The 14,620-nt window shown below is 55.4% G+C and carries 20 protein-coding genes; 10 read left to right on the top strand and 10 right to left on the bottom strand.

What is annotated here, in order from left to right; genetic code table 11:
• Window positions 1-797 precede the first annotated feature (797 nt).
• Window positions 798-971, bottom strand: coding sequence for a hypothetical protein (locus VH413_15835; GenBank protein ID HEX3800165.1), 174 nt, complete (start codon window positions 969-971; stop codon window positions 798-800).
• Window positions 972-1,440: 469 nt separating this feature from the next.
• Between VH413_15835 and VH413_15830 the strand changes: the two genes are divergently transcribed.
• Window positions 1,441-2,115, top strand: a complete 675-nt coding sequence (locus VH413_15830; GenBank protein ID HEX3800164.1) for a site-2 protease family protein — start codon at window positions 1,441-1,443, stop codon at window positions 2,113-2,115.
• Here the strand turns inward: VH413_15830 and VH413_15825 are convergent.
• From VH413_15825 to VH413_15790, 8 genes are all read right to left on the bottom strand, one after another.
• Window positions 2,112-2,447, bottom strand: coding sequence for a hypothetical protein (locus tag VH413_15825; GenBank protein ID HEX3800163.1), 336 nt, complete (start codon window positions 2,445-2,447; stop codon window positions 2,112-2,114). The two genes, VH413_15830 and VH413_15825, sit on opposite strands and share 4 nt — an antisense overlap.
• Window positions 2,434-2,985 (bottom strand): sigma-70 family RNA polymerase sigma factor, encoded by a 552-nt coding sequence (locus tag VH413_15820; protein ID HEX3800162.1) that lies wholly within the window; start codon window positions 2,983-2,985, stop codon window positions 2,434-2,436. Before VH413_15820 ends, VH413_15825 begins: the two co-directional genes overlap by 14 nt.
• Window positions 2,986-3,663: a DUF6249 domain-containing protein gene (locus VH413_15815; protein ID HEX3800161.1), complete on the bottom strand. Its 678-nt coding sequence runs from the start codon at window positions 3,661-3,663 to the stop codon at window positions 2,986-2,988.
• 61 nt (window positions 3,664-3,724) lie between these two features.
• Entirely contained in the window at window positions 3,725-4,174 is a 450-nt protein-coding gene (locus VH413_15810) for a hypothetical protein (protein ID HEX3800160.1), read from the bottom strand.
• Between the two features lie 156 nt (window positions 4,175-4,330).
• A complete protein-coding gene (hisF, locus tag VH413_15805; GenBank protein ID HEX3800159.1) occupies window positions 4,331-5,104 on the bottom strand; it encodes an imidazole glycerol phosphate synthase subunit HisF in 774 nt (257 codons plus the stop codon).
• A 107-nt stretch (window positions 5,105-5,211) separates the two neighbouring features.
• A complete protein-coding gene (locus VH413_15800) occupies window positions 5,212-5,568 on the bottom strand; it encodes a hypothetical protein (protein HEX3800158.1) in 357 nt (118 codons plus the stop codon).
• A 2-nt stretch (window positions 5,569-5,570) separates the two neighbouring features.
• A complete protein-coding gene (locus tag VH413_15795; protein HEX3800157.1) occupies window positions 5,571-6,233 on the bottom strand; it encodes a Panacea domain-containing protein in 663 nt (220 codons plus the stop codon).
• Window positions 6,234-6,246: 13 nt separating this feature from the next.
• Window positions 6,247-6,966: a hypothetical protein gene (locus VH413_15790; GenBank protein HEX3800156.1), complete on the bottom strand. Its 720-nt coding sequence runs from the start codon at window positions 6,964-6,966 to the stop codon at window positions 6,247-6,249.
• A 231-nt stretch (window positions 6,967-7,197) separates the two neighbouring features.
• Here VH413_15790 and VH413_15785 point away from each other — a divergent pair, with 231 nt between their 5' ends.
• The 9 genes from VH413_15785 to VH413_15745 all read left to right on the top strand — a co-directional run bounded on the left by VH413_15785 (window position 7,198) and on the right by VH413_15745 (window position 13,726).
• Complete coding sequence (locus tag VH413_15785; GenBank protein HEX3800155.1) at window positions 7,198-8,598, top strand: hypothetical protein; 1,401 nt, start codon at window positions 7,198-7,200, stop codon at window positions 8,596-8,598.
• Window position 8,599: 1 nt separating this feature from the next.
• Window positions 8,600-9,028, top strand: a complete 429-nt coding sequence (locus tag VH413_15780) for a YcfL family protein (GenBank protein ID HEX3800154.1) — start codon at window positions 8,600-8,602, stop codon at window positions 9,026-9,028.
• A gap of 23 nt (window positions 9,029-9,051) precedes the next feature.
• Window positions 9,052-9,657 (top strand): penicillin-binding protein activator LpoB, encoded by a 606-nt coding sequence (locus tag VH413_15775; protein ID HEX3800153.1) that lies wholly within the window; start codon window positions 9,052-9,054, stop codon window positions 9,655-9,657.
• A gap of 32 nt (window positions 9,658-9,689) precedes the next feature.
• Window positions 9,690-10,103: a hypothetical protein gene (locus tag VH413_15770; GenBank protein ID HEX3800152.1), complete on the top strand. Its 414-nt coding sequence runs from the start codon at window positions 9,690-9,692 to the stop codon at window positions 10,101-10,103.
• A gap of 152 nt (window positions 10,104-10,255) precedes the next feature.
• Window positions 10,256-10,567 carry a hypothetical protein gene (locus tag VH413_15765; protein HEX3800151.1) on the top strand — a complete coding sequence of 104 codons (312 nt, stop codon included), beginning with the start codon at window positions 10,256-10,258 and terminating at the stop codon, window positions 10,565-10,567.
• Window positions 10,568-10,632: 65 nt separating this feature from the next.
• On the top strand, window positions 10,633-11,481 hold the full coding sequence (locus VH413_15760) for a DUF692 domain-containing protein (protein ID HEX3800150.1): 849 nt from the start codon (window positions 10,633-10,635) through the stop codon (window positions 11,479-11,481).
• Window positions 11,426-12,355, top strand: coding sequence for a putative DNA-binding domain-containing protein (locus VH413_15755; GenBank protein HEX3800149.1), 930 nt, complete (start codon window positions 11,426-11,428; stop codon window positions 12,353-12,355). Before VH413_15760 ends, VH413_15755 begins: the two co-directional genes overlap by 56 nt.
• A gap of 48 nt (window positions 12,356-12,403) precedes the next feature.
• The gene (locus VH413_15750; GenBank protein HEX3800148.1) at window positions 12,404-12,742 is read left to right on the top strand and encodes a hypothetical protein; all 339 of its coding nucleotides are present in this window, start codon (window positions 12,404-12,406) and stop codon (window positions 12,740-12,742) included.
• Window positions 12,743-13,384: 642 nt separating this feature from the next.
• Window positions 13,385-13,726 (top strand): hypothetical protein, encoded by a 342-nt coding sequence (locus VH413_15745; GenBank protein ID HEX3800147.1) that lies wholly within the window; start codon window positions 13,385-13,387, stop codon window positions 13,724-13,726.
• A gap of 77 nt (window positions 13,727-13,803) precedes the next feature.
• Here VH413_15745 and nth read toward each other — a convergent pair whose 3' ends face one another.
• Window positions 13,804-14,478, bottom strand: a complete 675-nt coding sequence (nth, locus tag VH413_15740; GenBank protein HEX3800146.1) for an endonuclease III — start codon at window positions 14,476-14,478, stop codon at window positions 13,804-13,806.
• Between the last annotated feature and the right edge of the window lie 142 nt (window positions 14,479-14,620).

Genomic DNA, 14,620 nt, shown 5'->3' with positions numbered 1-14,620 from the left:
GGACTTCGGACGGCTGCGCAGCAGCCCTACCATGCGCTAGGATATCAGTTGTCCCTGCGGGACTTGGAGGTTGTGATTTAGACTTTGTTATTTGAGATAAGACGGCCCCTCTCTCCAGCTCTCTCCCCACGCGGCGTGGGGCGAGAGGGACGGAGGACGTTCGGTTGGCAGGGTGCGTTGACGCGGGAGAGCCTTTGGTGGATTGGCGATTTCTTTCGTCGCTGGCGGGATTTGATTTGTAACGGATGCAAACCCAGCCATAAATGGCTGGGCTAAGTTGGGTCGTCCCTGCGGGACTTCGGACGGCTGCGCGGCAGCCCTACCATGCGCTAGGATATCAGTTGTCCCTGCGGGACTTGGAGGTTGTGATTTAGACTTTGTTATTTGAGATAAGACGGCCCCTCTCTCCGGCTCTCTCCCCACGCGGCGTGGGGCGAGAGGGACGGAGGACGTTCGGTTGGCGGGGTGCGTTGACGCGGGAGAGCCTTTGGTGGATTGGCGATTTCTTTCGTCCCTGGCGGGACTTGATCGGATACAACCTAAAACCCAGCCATAAATGGCTGGGCTAAGTTCGGTCGTCCCTGCGGGACTTCGGACGGCTGCGCGGCAGCCCTACCATGCGCTAGGATATCAGTTGTCCCTGCGGGACTTGGGACGGCTACGCGGCAGCGCAGTCCTACGATGCGCTAGGCTATCAGTTGTTCCTGCGGGACTTCGGATGGCTGCGCGGCAGGGCAGCCCTACCATGCGCTAGGATATCAGTTGTCCCTGCGGGATTGCGGCGGCGTGCACAGACTTTACCTCGGGGGCAGTGCAAGATGTGGCCGGAATGGTGTGCCGTCGGAGCGCGTGTAAATATCTTCCGCTTCGTCTTTCAGAAAATCGAATGCAGGGCTAGTCGCAGCGTTTTTAGTCCAGCCTTGTTCGGAAAATTCATCATCAACGGTGGCGATGGTTTCGATTACTTTCATTGCGTGAGAAATGTCTCCGATTTTTGATGAAAGACAAATGTATTCGAACGCGTCTGGTTTCGGTTAAAGCCCGCTGAAAGACCCTAGTTCTTCATGCCGCTCCTACGGAGCTTGGGTATCCAGCGTTCGATATTATAAACATGGCGCTCCTGGCGGAGCTTCGTTTCTGCTCACGCGCTAGACTTCTTCAAATTCGTTGGATTCTTCTAATCGCAAGATGATTCGAATGGCGAGTTGGGTTTGTTGGCGAAGATAAGATGCAATGAAGAGGGGGCAAGCCTTTCAGAGCTTCGTTAGGAGCGACTGGTTTATAATCGTGTCATTTAAAATCAACGGAGTTTCGTGGGGCGAAACAAACGAGTTCGTTTTATTGGAGACTCGCAAGCATTCAAAAGACGAAATACATTTCGGTTTATTTTACTCGAACTTCCCGCTTTTTTCGCGGCGTATTTTCAGGCAAGTTGGCGGCATGTATTGTTTCCTGCTGGTGGTGGTGGTCTGGGTGTTTTCCGTTTGCCTGCACGAATACGGTCATGCGTGGGTGGCGTATCGCGGCGGGGACACTTCAGTGGAGGAAAAGGGTTATCTCGAAATGAACCCGATCCATTACGCGCATCCGTTGACGAGTTTTTTGCTGCCGATGTTGTTCATGGTGATCGGCGGGATCGGGCTGCCGGGCGGCGCGGTTTATATCAATCGAAATTTATTGCGTTCGCGCTGGTGGGAAACGGCGGTGTCGCTCGCGGGTCCGGCGATGAATCTATTGCTCGCGCTCGCGGTCACGATTTTATTGAGGGCTTTTTTGATGCCGCATTATCCCGGGCAGGTGGCGACTTATGCGATGGCTTTTGTGCTGCAACTGCAAATCATGGCGATCCTTTTCAACCTGATTCCGGTGCCGCCGCTGGACGGCTTCGGCGCGATTGAGCCGTGGCTTCCGGGTGAATGGCAAAACACATTACGGCCCGCGGCGAATTACGGCTTGTTCATTTTGGTGTTGCTGTTTTGGAAGGTGCCGATTTTGAACGATGCGTTTTGGAGTTGCGTGGATGGGATCAGTAATTCGCTCGGGGTGAATGCCGAACTCGGGGATCAGGGGTTGCAACTATTTCGCCACGCGATTGAGTTCTGGAAACAGTCTTAATCTTCCCACTTCAAGGTGGCGTAAAGACTCCACAGCAGCGACGCGCCGATCAGCAACGCGACCGCGAGCAACATCAGCGACTGAGTAGTGAACAGAAGCAAGAGCGCACCCTGGCGGTCCACGGTGATGATTTCCCGCAAGGGGAGCATCCACAATCCGGCGAGGATAAAGCCGGTGGCAATCGCGCTGAGCAAAATAATCGTGCGCGGCGAAAGGCGGCGTTTGCGCGGGAGCGATTCGACGACGCGCGCGGTGAAGCCGGCGTCCTCGATGTAGCCTTCGTGCTCGCGCAGGAATGCGTCGAGCGGGTCGTTGGTTTCAGGCGTTGGCATAATCTTTATATTCGAGAGCGAGGCGGCGGCGCAATTTTTCGCGCCCACGCAGGACGTTGGTCTTGACCGTGCCCAGCGGGCATTCCAAAACCTGCGCGGCCTCTTCATGCGACAGCCCATTCTGGCAGCACAGGATAACCGCCGCGCGCTCGCCTGAATTTAGCACTTTCATGGCTTCGGTCAAATCGAGGCGCAGGTTGTTGCCCGCAGCGGGAGAAGGTTGCGCGGGATCGTGGGGGGATTCGGCGGGATCGTGGGAGAGTTCCTTGCGCTTGCGCGCCTCGCCGCGGAATTCGTTGAAGGCGATGCCGAAGAGCCAGGTGGAGAACCGCGCCTCGCCGCGAAAGGATTTTAGTTTTTGCCAGGCCTTCAAAAAAGTTTCCTGCGCGAGGTCGTCGGCGAGGTGGCTGTCGCCGCGCGCCATGCGGGTGAGAAAACCGCGCACGGGCGATTGATAGCGCCGGACCAATTCGCCGAAGGCATTCTGGTCTTCGAGCGAAAGGACGCGGGCGATGAGTTCGGCATCGGAGAAGGACACCTATTTTATGGTTGGTCCGCCGTGGTTGTTTTTGTTCTTTTTCTCGATGAACCAAGTGATGAGAAAAGCGACGCCGATCAAAATGGGAATCCAACCGACGCGCTCCATCGGGGGATTGTTGGCGTTGTGATAGAAGAGCAATAATCCGATGCCGGCGCCGGTCATCATCAATCCGGTGCGCAGATCACTCCGGGTGCGCGGCGCGACATTGCGCTCGCCGGACGACAGCAATTCCGGCGGGATGGGCACGCCTTTTTCGATCATCGAACGGATGGTTTCGTGGAGCAGTTTGTGGCGACGGGAGCGCATATAAAGAACCATGCCGATCACAAAGGCTAAAAATAAAAAAACGATTCCAACGATCAAAACTGGAAGAACGAAACCGTAATAAAATTCTTCGTTATGACCAGCGGTCCCGGGAAAATTCGACATGCCTATATCCACCGGCGAGGGCCCGCCGATATGGATGCCGTTGGGTCCGATGGAAACGGGCACGTGGTCGGAATCGGGGGAATTCTCTGGCAACGCCGGAGGGGTGGGCGGGGTGGGCATCGCTGGCGCATTCAAGACGGTGGGGTTGGTGGCCGTGCCGCCGGAGTTAACGGGTTCGGCGCGGAGCGGGCCAGTCAGCGCGAGAAGCAGGGGAAGAACGAGCAGTCGTTGGCAAGTCGTTTTCATAATGGATAAGGGCGGATTCATTTGTCGCATAAATGGGAGGCGTTGAGCAGTCTTTTTGGATTCAATTATTTTTTGCGGTTGCGGTTTGGGTCAGCAAAGGAAAGGAATCGAGCGCGAACCAGGCTTTTATTTCTTCAGCGCGCACAGCGGGTTCGGCGGCGAAATAGATTTCAGGATGGTCCCGGGTTTCGTCGAGGATGCGATGCGTCAGATGGTTCGCCATGCCGCGCACCGAAGCACCGCCGGGGTGGTCGCGCAAGTTCGCCAGATTCGCGGCGATGCGAAAGCTCAAGGTTTGTCGAACTGCGTCCGGGTGATTGGCATTCAGCGAATGAAGCATGCGCTGAAATTGCAGCGTCTCGATGGCGCGGTCTTCGGCTTGCGTATCGAGTTCCGCGTGGGCGCTGAGGGTTTGATATTCATGCACAGCAAGTGCGAGCGCGCCCGCCGTTACTAATGAGAGCGCCAGTGCGCCTTCGACCAGAAAAGTCGCGAAAGAATTTTGGTTCATAGTTTTGTTGGGTTGAGTTTGCTGTGGGTGGGATGCGGCGAGGTGCGGGTTTGGATTCAGAAAAGAAAAAAATCTCGCGGTGATTGAAGGAGCGCGAGAAGAGACGTTCGGCAATTTCGGCGGTTTTAGATCGCCGCCGCGGGTGAGGCGAATGCGTTACAGGCGGACGGGAATATTTTTTTGCGCTAGGAATTTCTTCACGTCGCCGACGGTGTAGGTCCCGTAATGAAACACGCTCGCGGCGAGCACGGCGTCGGCGTGGCCTTCGAGCAACACGTCGGCCATGTGATCGAGATTTCCCGCGCCGCCGCTGGCTACAACGGGCACGCCGACGGATTGGCTGATGCGCCGCGTGATGACGAGATCGAAACCCGCGCGCGTGCCGTCGGCATCAATGCTGTTCAAAACGATTTCGCCCGCGCCCAATTCCACCGCGCGTTTCGCCCAATCCACGGCTTCAAGGCCGGTGGCTTTGCGTCCGCCGTGGCTGAAAACTTCCCAGCGTTCGGGCGAAACTTTTTTGGCGTCAATCGAGACGACGATACATTGGCTGCCGAATTTTTCGGCGCCGGCGCGAATCAAATCGGGGGTGGCGAGCGCGGAGGAATTGATGCTGATCTTGTCCGCGCCCGCGCGGAGCATGGCATACATGTCCTCGACGGTGCGGATGCCGCCACCGACGGTGAGCGGCATGAAACATTCATCGGCGGTGCGTTCGATGACGCTGATCATCGAGGCGCGGCCCTGGGCGCTGGCGGTGATGTCGAAGAAAACCATTTCGTCGGCGCCCTGTTCGTTGTAGCGCATGGCGAGTTCGACGGGATCGCCGACGTTGCGGAGACCGCCCACCTCGGCTTTGCCGAATTGGACGCCGCGGGTGACCTGGCCGTCATGGACGTCCAGACAAGGAATGACACGTCGAGCGAGCATCGTAAAAAATTAAACCGCTTCGCGCCGGGGAAGCAACATATTCTGAAACAGACGGCAGAGAGTAATCTCGAAAAGGGATTTTGTCACGAATCTCAGCGATAACGGGACTAATCCAGAAATTTTTTCTTGTCAGCGGAAAGTTCGCGCGAACACCTGGCACAAATTATGATTTTTTGGATGGTTTTCAGAGGAATTAAATTTGGCACCGGTTGCTTGAGCAATCCTTTGTTAATGGCTTCAATCAGATTAACCAGTTTGAATACTCTGGCTCTTGAAAATGCTGCCACGCTGGCATGTTTAATCCATCCATAATCAGACGGATTGAGAAGACATTCATCGTCCGGACACTCTTCGTCCAGGGTTGTGATATTTACACAAAGGACCTGACCGGAATGGCGTTTGGGGTCGCTCAATATGAACCAGACATGGCCTTCCCAAATGAAAGCGCTCCCTTTTGAAATCACGATCAGGCAAGAAGTTCTTCCAGTCTTTCCAACGAAGCTGCCTCGCGAACAATTTTTTGAATCTGCCTTGGACTTTTCTTGGCGGCTTTTAACAACGATTCAACGTGAATGGGTTTTCGTTCGTAAGCGGAAGTGTGTTCATATTCGGAACAATTCTTATGGCACCACTCAACCAATTCGTCAGTCGTCCGGTTGAGATGACGCAAAACCGTTTCGTCCAGGATTTTTAATTCCGACTCGGAAAGAGCGTCGGATTTTGGAGTTCGTTCCAGGCGAATCTCATTGCCATGCCGCGGGGAAATTGTGCTTTTCCATTCCGGGGCATTTCTTTGTTGAACAAAATTCATCACCTCACTGATGGTTGGACCTTTGCGCATCGAAAAATAATGGCCGCCGATTATGGGGATTCCGCGGGTCTGAATCGCTTCCCGGTCCGCCAAATAGGCCAATTTCACGAGACGAAGATAATCTATCGGGCCTCCGGATTTTTCAATAAGCCTTGCGGCGGCTTGGGTCGCCTTTTTCCCATCTACAGGAAAGTTCATGCCGCAAAAGTGCCACCCCAAACAAGGGATTGCAATTTTTTTGTCGCTACTGATGGATTGAAACGACGGTGGTTTTTTGGAAGCACAAGTAGATTTTCTGCCGCGCCAGATCTGCGGCATAGATCCACTTAGCTTAGGTAATAGCATGTGATGGGCTCGTCAGCCGTTGAATTTGACGCGTGAGCCAGCGCGCAGCGAGGCCCAGTTCGACTCCGAAAATTCCGTGTGCAATCAGGGTCACGATTACGAACCGCGCCGTGAGGGCGATGCCGAACATCTGCGGGTACGGGGTGAACAACATGCCGAGTTCGAGACCCATCGCGAATAACACCGCCCACGCCCAATGCCGCCGCGTGCCTTCGCCGACCATTGCCATATACATCACGCCGAAGGTTGCGCCGTTGCTGAAATGATATGCCCAGCCGACGAGTTGCGCGGGGAGCGCGTAGTGGTCTTGTTCGATGGGCTGGCCGAGGATCATCGCGCCGAAGCGGGGGAAGACTTTGAACAGTTGCATCGGTGGGACGATGGTCTGGAGTCCCCATTCCTTCGAGAACACAAAGGGCAATCGGAAAATGTCATAGGCAATCGCCGCGAGCAGTCCGCCGATGATACCGATCCACACGGCTTGCGCGAGTTGGCCGTTGCCCTTGAGGCAATCGAGCGACGCGAAGGCGAACAGCGCAGCCATCGCCGGGAGGAAAATGTACAGGGTGAAAGAGCGCATGGAACAAAGGTGATAGAATTCCACGAGCAGGGCGGCGATGGAGGAAGCGGCCAGCAGAAATACGATGCAGCGCCCAGCGGTGTTCCAATAATTTATGCGGCGATTAATCGGAGTGCGGGCTTCCATGCGAAACTTCTAACAGACCGATTCAGGTGGTGACAATAATTTTTCGGGAAGACGCAGTTCATCCAAAAACCCTTGTGCTTCAGCGAGTGGCGCGTTAATAGTTCAAGTCCGGGTTGTATAACCGGGAAAGTGCGGTAGATATAAGATTATGGGGCCACTACACGGCAATTTAGATCATTTATTAACTGAAAGAGCAGTGATTATTTTCCGGCGTTTGCGCCGGGGACGTCCATGAAAAAGTTTGCGCAGTTGGGTTCGAGCATGGTGCTCGTCGCACTGGTTTCCACCGGTTGCCGTACTTATCGCGAGCAGGCGGGGCGAATGACCTCGAATTGGGATTACGGCCGCCCGGCGGCGGCGGCCGCTGAATTCGGCAAGAAGGCGGACGATGCGCGGAAGGCGGATGCGGTCGTGTGGCATCTCGAAGCGGGCGCGGCGTATCGCGCGGCGGGGAGTTACGGCGAGAGCAATCGTCATTTTGACGAGGCGGCCCATCGCATGGATCAATACGAGGAGGAGGCGAAGGTCAAGGCCGGGCACGAAACCGCCGCGATTTTTTCGAACCAGGAAAATTTGCCGTACGAAGGGAAGCCGTACGACAAGATCATGCTGCACACTTACGAGGCGTTGAATTACCTCACGCTCGCCGATCCCGAACGCGCGCGGCCCGAATTGATTCGCGCTTATCAATGCCAGCAGGACGCGGTGGCGGACAATGCGAAACGCATCGCGCGCGCGAAGTCGGCGGAGGATTCGGCGAAGGACAAGGAAGCGATTGAGCGCGCGAAGGCCGACCCGACGTTCAACAGCGCCATCGCCAACGCGACGAAGGGGACGGAGAATTTCAAGTATTACGCGGATTACGTGAATCCCTTCACGGTGTATCTCGACGGATTGTTTTACATGTATCAAGGCGCGGGCGGCGCGGATTTGGAGCATGCGCATAAATCTTTGGAGCGCGTGATCGAAGTCGAGGGACAAAATAAATTCGTGCAGCAGGACCTGGCGCAAGTGAATGCGATGATCGGCGGACAAGCGCCGGCGCCGTGCACGTATGTGATTTTTGAGACGGGCGAGGCGCCGAGCCGCGGGCAGGTGCGCATAGATGTGCCGATCATTTTTTCCGATGTGTCGTATGTCGGCGCGGCGTTTCCGATTCTGATCATTCATGACGAGGAGCCGCGTTATCTCACGGTCAGCGGCGCGGGCGTGCAGGAAACGGCGGAGCCGCTGGCGAACATGGATGCGATTGTGGCGCTCGATTTCAAAAATGAATATCCAAGCATCATCACCAAGACGCTGATCTCGACGGTGGCCAAAGGCGCGGCGGGTTGGGCGATCAATCAGGCGGCGAGCCAGCAGGACGCCATCGGCGGATTGATCGCGCGTTTGGGAACGGCGGTGGCGCAAGCCTCGGTGAACATCGCGGATACGCGTTCGTGGACGACGCTGCCAAAGGATTTTGAAGTCGCGCGCATCAATACGCCGGCCGACCGGCGATTGACGCTGAGCGCGCCGGGTGCGCCGCCGGCCGAGGTCATGGTGCAGCCCGGCACGGTGAATGTGGTGTATGTCCGCTGCGTCAGAATCGGTACACCTTTATTGGTGAGTCAATTTAAACTGAGGAATTAATATGAAAACTCCCTTGCTTCCGTTCGCGGCGGCCGCCCTGGGCGCCGCGTTGTTCGCCACCGGCTGCACCACTTCGGTGAACACCGTGGAACCAGCGCAGCCTTCCGGCCAGCGCGCGATGCTGCCGGACAAACGCGTAACGACCGATCCTTACCTGGATAATCACGTGCATATTATCGCCGTGAACACAACCGACACTCCCGCCGGTTTTCTGAAAATTCAAATCGAGGTGAAAAACCTCACCAGCGATACGCAGACGTTCTCGTATCAGATCGAATGGTTCGACCAGGCGGGCATGGCGATGCACATGCCGACGGACACCACCATTTCCCGCACCATTGAAGGCGGTGAAACGCAGGAGATCGTGGCCCTCGCGCCGACGATTACCGCCAAGGATTTTCGCGTGAAATTTTTGCATCCCGTCAATTAAACTAATCTCGACCAAAAAAATTTATGAAAAAAACCATTTTTGTTTCCACGGCGATTTCCGCGCTGGGCATTGCGTTGCTCACTGGTTGCGGCACCGACGCGCATTACGTCAATTCGGACAGCTCGCATCTGGTGACCACGGTGGGCGACATCAATATCCAGGACTTTGCCAACGCGGCGAATGCGATGGTGCAATCGCTGAACGACAATTACATCAGCCAGGATAAATTGCGCAGTGGCGCGCAGGGCCAACCGGCGCTGCTGGCGATCAGCCGCATCCAAAATGAAACGGGCGAACAGTTCGACACGGACTTGCTGGTGAAAAAAATCAGCGTGGCGCTCAATCGCACGGGGAAGGTGCAGACGTCCACGACTTACGGCATCGGCGGGCCGGCGGACCCGATCGCGGCGGATATGCAGCGGCAGCAGGAGTTGAATCAGGGTGTCGGCAGCCGCCGACCGGATTACACGCTCTCGGGAAAGATCATTGAAGTGCGCGACCGCGCGGGGGATACGCGTCAATCGTCGTTTGTGTTCCAGTTATCGCTTAGCTCGAATGCGGGCGTGGCGGTTTGGGAGGATGAAAAGACGATCACGAAACAAGGGACGCGTCCGGCGGTTGGGTTTTAAAAAAGTTTTCAACGGGGAAACGAATGGGTGTGATGCGCATTTTTTTTAGCGGATTGGCGATGGTGGCTGTGGCGGCAATCAGCGGTTGCGCGACGGGCGGGCCAGGAAGTTACGTGCCGCTGAACACGTCGGTCAATGGCGTGGAGGATCACGCGCTGGTGGTGGTGGTGGATTCGCGTTTGCAATATTCGGTGGCATGCCCGGCGATTGAGGAGCGCGCGACGCCGGATGGGCGGCTGGAGGTGACGGCGCGGCTTCGGGATCGTGAAGACCGGCCGCAGACGGTGAAGGTGGATTGCATTTTCAAGGACGCGCGGGGACATCGCGTGGGGAAGTACGCGCCGGCGCAACTAATGACGTTAAATGTGAATGTGCCGGCGGCGGTGCATTTTGTGGCGGACAGTTCGGCGGCGCGTTATACGGTTCGGATTTGTTCGGGTGAGTGATTTTCGCCGCGAATTCATTTAGTGCATCATTGGGGAAGATTTGTGGGTCTTGCCGAATCTTTTTCACACGGCGTGAGGAAGCCTTTTTCTCCTTGAACGAAAGTCTCCCGCATGCGCTCTATAGTATGGTTAAATCAACGATTGGAAAACCCATGAAAAGAACAACTCGCACTCTTATTACTGCCGCCGCCATCTCTGGTTTGCTCAGCGGCGTGGCGGTCAATCGCGCTTCGAGCGCCGATACGAACACCGCGCCGGGCAAGGTGGCTCCGGCGAAAAAAATGCCCAAGGTCCACGATTGTTCGGGCCAGAACGATTGCAAGGGCCTGGGCGGTTGCAAGAACGACGACCATAAATGCAAGTTCAAGAACGATTGCAAAGGCAAGGGCGCGTGCAGCATCACGGACAAGGACATCAAGAATTGGGAGAAGATGCAGAAAGAAAAAGCCGCCAAGGGCGTGTAATTTTTTGGCGTAGCGGCGGTTTGGGATCGCCGTTACAGAAGAGTAAAAATTCAGGCGTAAACTCCATGCCCGCCAATCGTTTTAACGCCTTCACGGATTATGGCGTGGGCATCGGCCTGCGCATTCCGCATTACCAGCATATCCTCCGCAAAAAGCCGGTGGTAGATTGGTTCGAGATTATCTCTGAAAATTTCATGGTGGATGGGGGGCGTCCGCTGGAAATCCTCGACCAGATTCTTGAGCAATATCGCGTGGTGCAGCATGGCGTCTCAATGTATTTTGGTTCGTCGGACCGGTTGAACCGCGAGCATTTGAAAAAGCTTAAGCGACTGGTTCGCCGGACGAAAACGCCGTGGCTTTCCGATCATCTTTGCTGGGGGAGCGTGGATGGGCGTTACACGCATGACTTGTTGCCGATGCCTTATACGTTTGCCGCGGCGAAAGTTGCGGCGCGGAAAATTCGCGAGGCGCGGGATTTTCTCGAGGTTCCGATTGCGGTGGAAAACGTGAGCAGCTACGCGGAGTTTCACGTTTCGGAAATGACGGAGTGGGAATTTCTGACGGAAGTGGTTGAGCGCGCGGATTGCGGCATTTTATTGGATGTGAATAATATTCATGTCTCTGCGTTCAATCACGGATTTGATCCTTACCAATATCTCAATCACATTCCGGCGGAACGCGTCGCGCAGATCCACATTGCCGGACATTCGCAATATCGAAAATACATTCTCGATACGCATGACCACGCGGTGATTGAGCCGGTGTGGCAACTCTACGCTCATGCCGTGCGGCGCACCGGGCAGACGGCGACGCTGCTCGAGTGGGATGCGCATATTCCGTCGTTCGACGAAGTTCATCGTGAAGCGCTCAAGGCCAACCAATTTATCCAGCGTCCGCAAGCCGCCGCCGCGTAAGCGACAAACGGCCGCGGAACTGCGCGCGCTACAACGGCTGATGGCGCGGGCGGTGATGCGTCCGCTCACGCCGGAGTTGCGCATGCGCGCGAAGTGGAGCGACGGCCGCGCGACAGAAAAAGTGGCGGCGAAGTTTATGAAGCCGAATGACCGGCTCACTTCCTTCGAGCGGCTGGAAATTTATAATCGGCAATATTGGCTGCGCGTGTTGGAATGTTTTTACGATGATTTTCCGGGTGTGCGCGCGGTGCTGGGGGAAAATGGGTTTCGCGATTTTGCGGTGGCGTATCTCGCGAATCATCCTTCGACGCGGTTCACGTTGCGCGACCTGGGGAGTCACGTGGTGGAGTTTATTGATGCCGAGCCGCGCTGGGCGGGTGCGCATCGCGAACTGGCGCGGGACATCGCTCGACTGGAATGGGCGCACATCGAGGCGTTCGATGGCGAAGCGAAGACGCCGCTAACGCTGGAAGATTTGCAGGGGCGCGACGCCGCGAAGTTACGGCTGCATTTGCAACCGCACTTGACCTTGCTTGAATTGGGTTATCCGCTGGATGAATTTCTCATAGCGTTGCGCGAGAACACGCGCTTGCGCGGTGAGGCGAGCAATGCGGTGGAGGACATGCCGGGGCGCGAGCGCGTGAAGCGGTTGCGTTTGCCGAAAAAGAAGATCGTGTGGCTCGCGGTGCATCGGCATCAGAACATGGTTTATTATAAACGGCTGGAGCAGGCGCAGTATGATTTGCTGTTGGCGATTCGCGGTGGTGCGACGCTGGAAAGAGCGTTGCAGATTTTTTCGAATGAGCGCGCGTTGCCGCCGATTGAGAAATGGTTTCGTCAATGGGCGTCGCTCGGATGGTTTTGGTTGAAATAAAGTTTTTGCTTCGCTGGATTTTGAGATTATTTTTGGTCAATCATCGTTGTGGCAAATATTTTTGATTCGACACCGAACGCTGCGCCCCAGCCGGCACGCCATTGTTACAGGTGCGGTTGGGAATGGACGCTCGCGGGGCAACCGGGGCGGAGTGAGAGTTGCCATCGCTGCGGGGCGGATTTGCGGGTGTGCCTGAATTGCGTGAGTTACGATCCGAAGGTGGCGCATCAATGCCGCGACCGGCGCGCGGAACCGGAGGCGGAGAAGCAGGTGGGGACGTTTTGCGAATTTTTTGAGTTCGCGCGGAAAAATTTTGTGGCGAAGGATGAAAAGAATTCGCGGGAGGATGCGGCGCGGGTGCAGTTGAAAAAATTGTTTGGGGATTGAGGGGTGAGGGAATTAAAAATGCAAAATTTAAAATTTAAAAATGGGAGGAAGTTTGCAGTTTCAAGTTTCAAGTTTTCAGTGCGGAATGCGGAATGCGGAATGCGGAATTGGGGGAATGGCAAGGTGGATGCGGTGGTGAATATTTTTTCTCTTGGTTGGTTGGTGGGCTGGCCTCGCTGCGCTCGGGATAGTTTTTTGAGGGGCGTTCATTCCCCCGGCTGAAGCCGGGGGTTAATGAGAAGCGGTGGGCAAGGGTGCGAATTTTGGTTCCAAGGGAAAGATTCTTTCGTCCCTGCCGGGACTTGATTTGAATGGGACGAGGACCCACCACTAAAGTGGTGGGCAAATTTCTTTCGTCCCTGCGGGACTTCGGACGGCTGCGCGGAGCGCAGCCCTACCATGCGCTAGATTGTCAGGAGAGGGAGTTTTGCGGCACGAAAGTCTTAGCGCGGCACTGAAATTTTCCGTGAGAGGTTCTCGCTTTTGAGAATGGGCAATGATGGTGGTGATTTTTGAAACTTTTTGTTCGCAAATTCTTTTTCGCGTTTCGCATTTTTAAAAATATTTGCGGGTAAAATACGCCTGAAAATTTCCGATTGTCCTACTAAGTTTTTTTGCGGTTTCTGCCGATGAATTATCATTATGAGAGTGATCATCCAGGACCTGGAAACTAAGGCGTATCTATCTGAAAGTGTGCGCTGGGTTTTAAATAAAGCGGACGCGCGGGATTTTGAGACGTTGCTGCGCGCTTATCTTTTTGCTGAAAAAAATACGTCGTGCAAATTTGAGGTGCTCCTTCATTGCCTGGATGATGGTTACACTTCGGGAATCATCAAGGGCGTTGGCACGGCGATTGAAAAAATCCCGGCGGTGGTGGAATCGGACGCGACGGAGACGGTGTGGGCATCGCGAAATGTTTCTGGAAAATCGGCGGGGCGGTTTAATCTGGATTTTATCAACACGGCGAATAATCACTTGAATTAATTGAGGGGACGGCGGACCACAGGTCCGCCCTACCGTGCGGTGGTGAGTTTGCGAGCCGTACCGTTCCAGAGAGCGATTTAATTATTTTTGGCCGTTAATTTAGGCAGGCCAATGCGCGGGCAGAGATTTAAAATCTCGCAGTGCTCGCAGTCGGGGTTGCGGGCGTAGCAGCGGCGGCGTCCGTGCCAGATGAGGAGGTGGCTGAAGAGGGTCCACTCGGATGAGGGCAACAATTTGATGAGGGCTTGCTCGATTTTTTCGGGCGTGGTTTCGCGGGTGAGGGCGAGGCGCGCGGAGAGGCGGGCAACATGGGTGTCCACGACGACGCCACTGTTCAGGCCGAACGCGTTGCCGAGGACGACGTTCGCGGTTTTGCGGCCGACGCCGTCCAACTCGACGAGTTGTTCCATCGAGGCGGGAACTTTTCCATCGTGCAGTTCAATAAGTTTGTGGCAGCAGGCCTGGATATTTTTTGCTTTGTTGCGGTAAAGGCCGATGCGTTTGATGTCGCCGGCGAAGGCGGTGGGATCGGCCTTCGCGTAGTCGGCGGCGGTGCGATATTTTTTGAAGAGGGATTCGGTGACGAGGTTGACTTGTTTGTCATTGGCTTGCGCGGAGAGAATGGTGGCGATAAGGAGTTCGAGCGGGTTGCGATAGTTGAGTTCGCAATGGGCATCGGGATAGGTTTTCTTGAGGCCGAGGACGATTTTATCGAGGCGGAGGCGGAGGGCTTCAAGGGTTTCGCGCGGCATAGAATGTGGGGAAGTTCATAGCGTGGCACGCGTCAATGTTCAACGAATTTAACGCAGAGACGCAGAGGCGCAGAGAAAAAAGGGAATTAGCCACGGATGGAACACGGAATGAACACTGATTCGGAAAAATTTCTTTCCGTGT

The organism is Verrucomicrobiia bacterium, from assembly GCA_036268055.1.
Taxonomy (GTDB): domain Bacteria; phylum Verrucomicrobiota; class Verrucomicrobiia; order Limisphaerales; family Pedosphaeraceae; genus DATAUW01.
Note: the sequence above shows the minus strand (reverse complement) of the source record. Positions and strands in the feature narration are given on the sequence as shown.

Coding starts and splice junctions, on each gene's coding strand:
- VH413_15835 (HEX3800165.1), bottom strand. CDS start 971: ATGAAAGTAATCGAAACCATCGCCACCGTTGATGATGAATTTTCCGAA.
- VH413_15830 (HEX3800164.1), top strand. CDS start 1,441: ATGTATTGTTTCCTGCTGGTGGTGGTGGTCTGGGTGTTTTCCGTTTGC.
- VH413_15825 (HEX3800163.1), bottom strand. CDS start 2,447: ATGCCAACGCCTGAAACCAACGACCCGCTCGACGCATTCCTGCGCGAG.
- VH413_15815 (HEX3800161.1), bottom strand. CDS start 3,663: ATGAAAACGACTTGCCAACGACTGCTCGTTCTTCCCCTGCTTCTCGCG.
- VH413_15810 (HEX3800160.1), bottom strand. CDS start 4,174: ATGAACCAAAATTCTTTCGCGACTTTTCTGGTCGAAGGCGCACTGGCG.
- hisF (HEX3800159.1), bottom strand. CDS start 5,104: ATGCTCGCTCGACGTGTCATTCCTTGTCTGGACGTCCATGACGGCCAG.
- VH413_15795 (HEX3800157.1), bottom strand. CDS start 6,233: ATGCCGCAGATCTGGCGCGGCAGAAAATCTACTTGTGCTTCCAAAAAA.
- VH413_15790 (HEX3800156.1), bottom strand. CDS start 6,966: ATGGAAGCCCGCACTCCGATTAATCGCCGCATAAATTATTGGAACACC.
- VH413_15785 (HEX3800155.1), top strand. CDS start 7,198: ATGAAAAAGTTTGCGCAGTTGGGTTCGAGCATGGTGCTCGTCGCACTG.
- VH413_15780 (HEX3800154.1), top strand. CDS start 8,600: ATGAAAACTCCCTTGCTTCCGTTCGCGGCGGCCGCCCTGGGCGCCGCG.
- VH413_15775 (HEX3800153.1), top strand. CDS start 9,052: ATGAAAAAAACCATTTTTGTTTCCACGGCGATTTCCGCGCTGGGCATT.
- VH413_15770 (HEX3800152.1), top strand. CDS start 9,690: ATGCGCATTTTTTTTAGCGGATTGGCGATGGTGGCTGTGGCGGCAATC.
- VH413_15765 (HEX3800151.1), top strand. CDS start 10,256: ATGAAAAGAACAACTCGCACTCTTATTACTGCCGCCGCCATCTCTGGT.
- VH413_15760 (HEX3800150.1), top strand. CDS start 10,633: ATGCCCGCCAATCGTTTTAACGCCTTCACGGATTATGGCGTGGGCATC.
- VH413_15745 (HEX3800147.1), top strand. CDS start 13,385: ATGAGAGTGATCATCCAGGACCTGGAAACTAAGGCGTATCTATCTGAA.
- nth (HEX3800146.1), bottom strand. CDS start 14,478: ATGCCGCGCGAAACCCTTGAAGCCCTCCGCCTCCGCCTCGATAAAATC.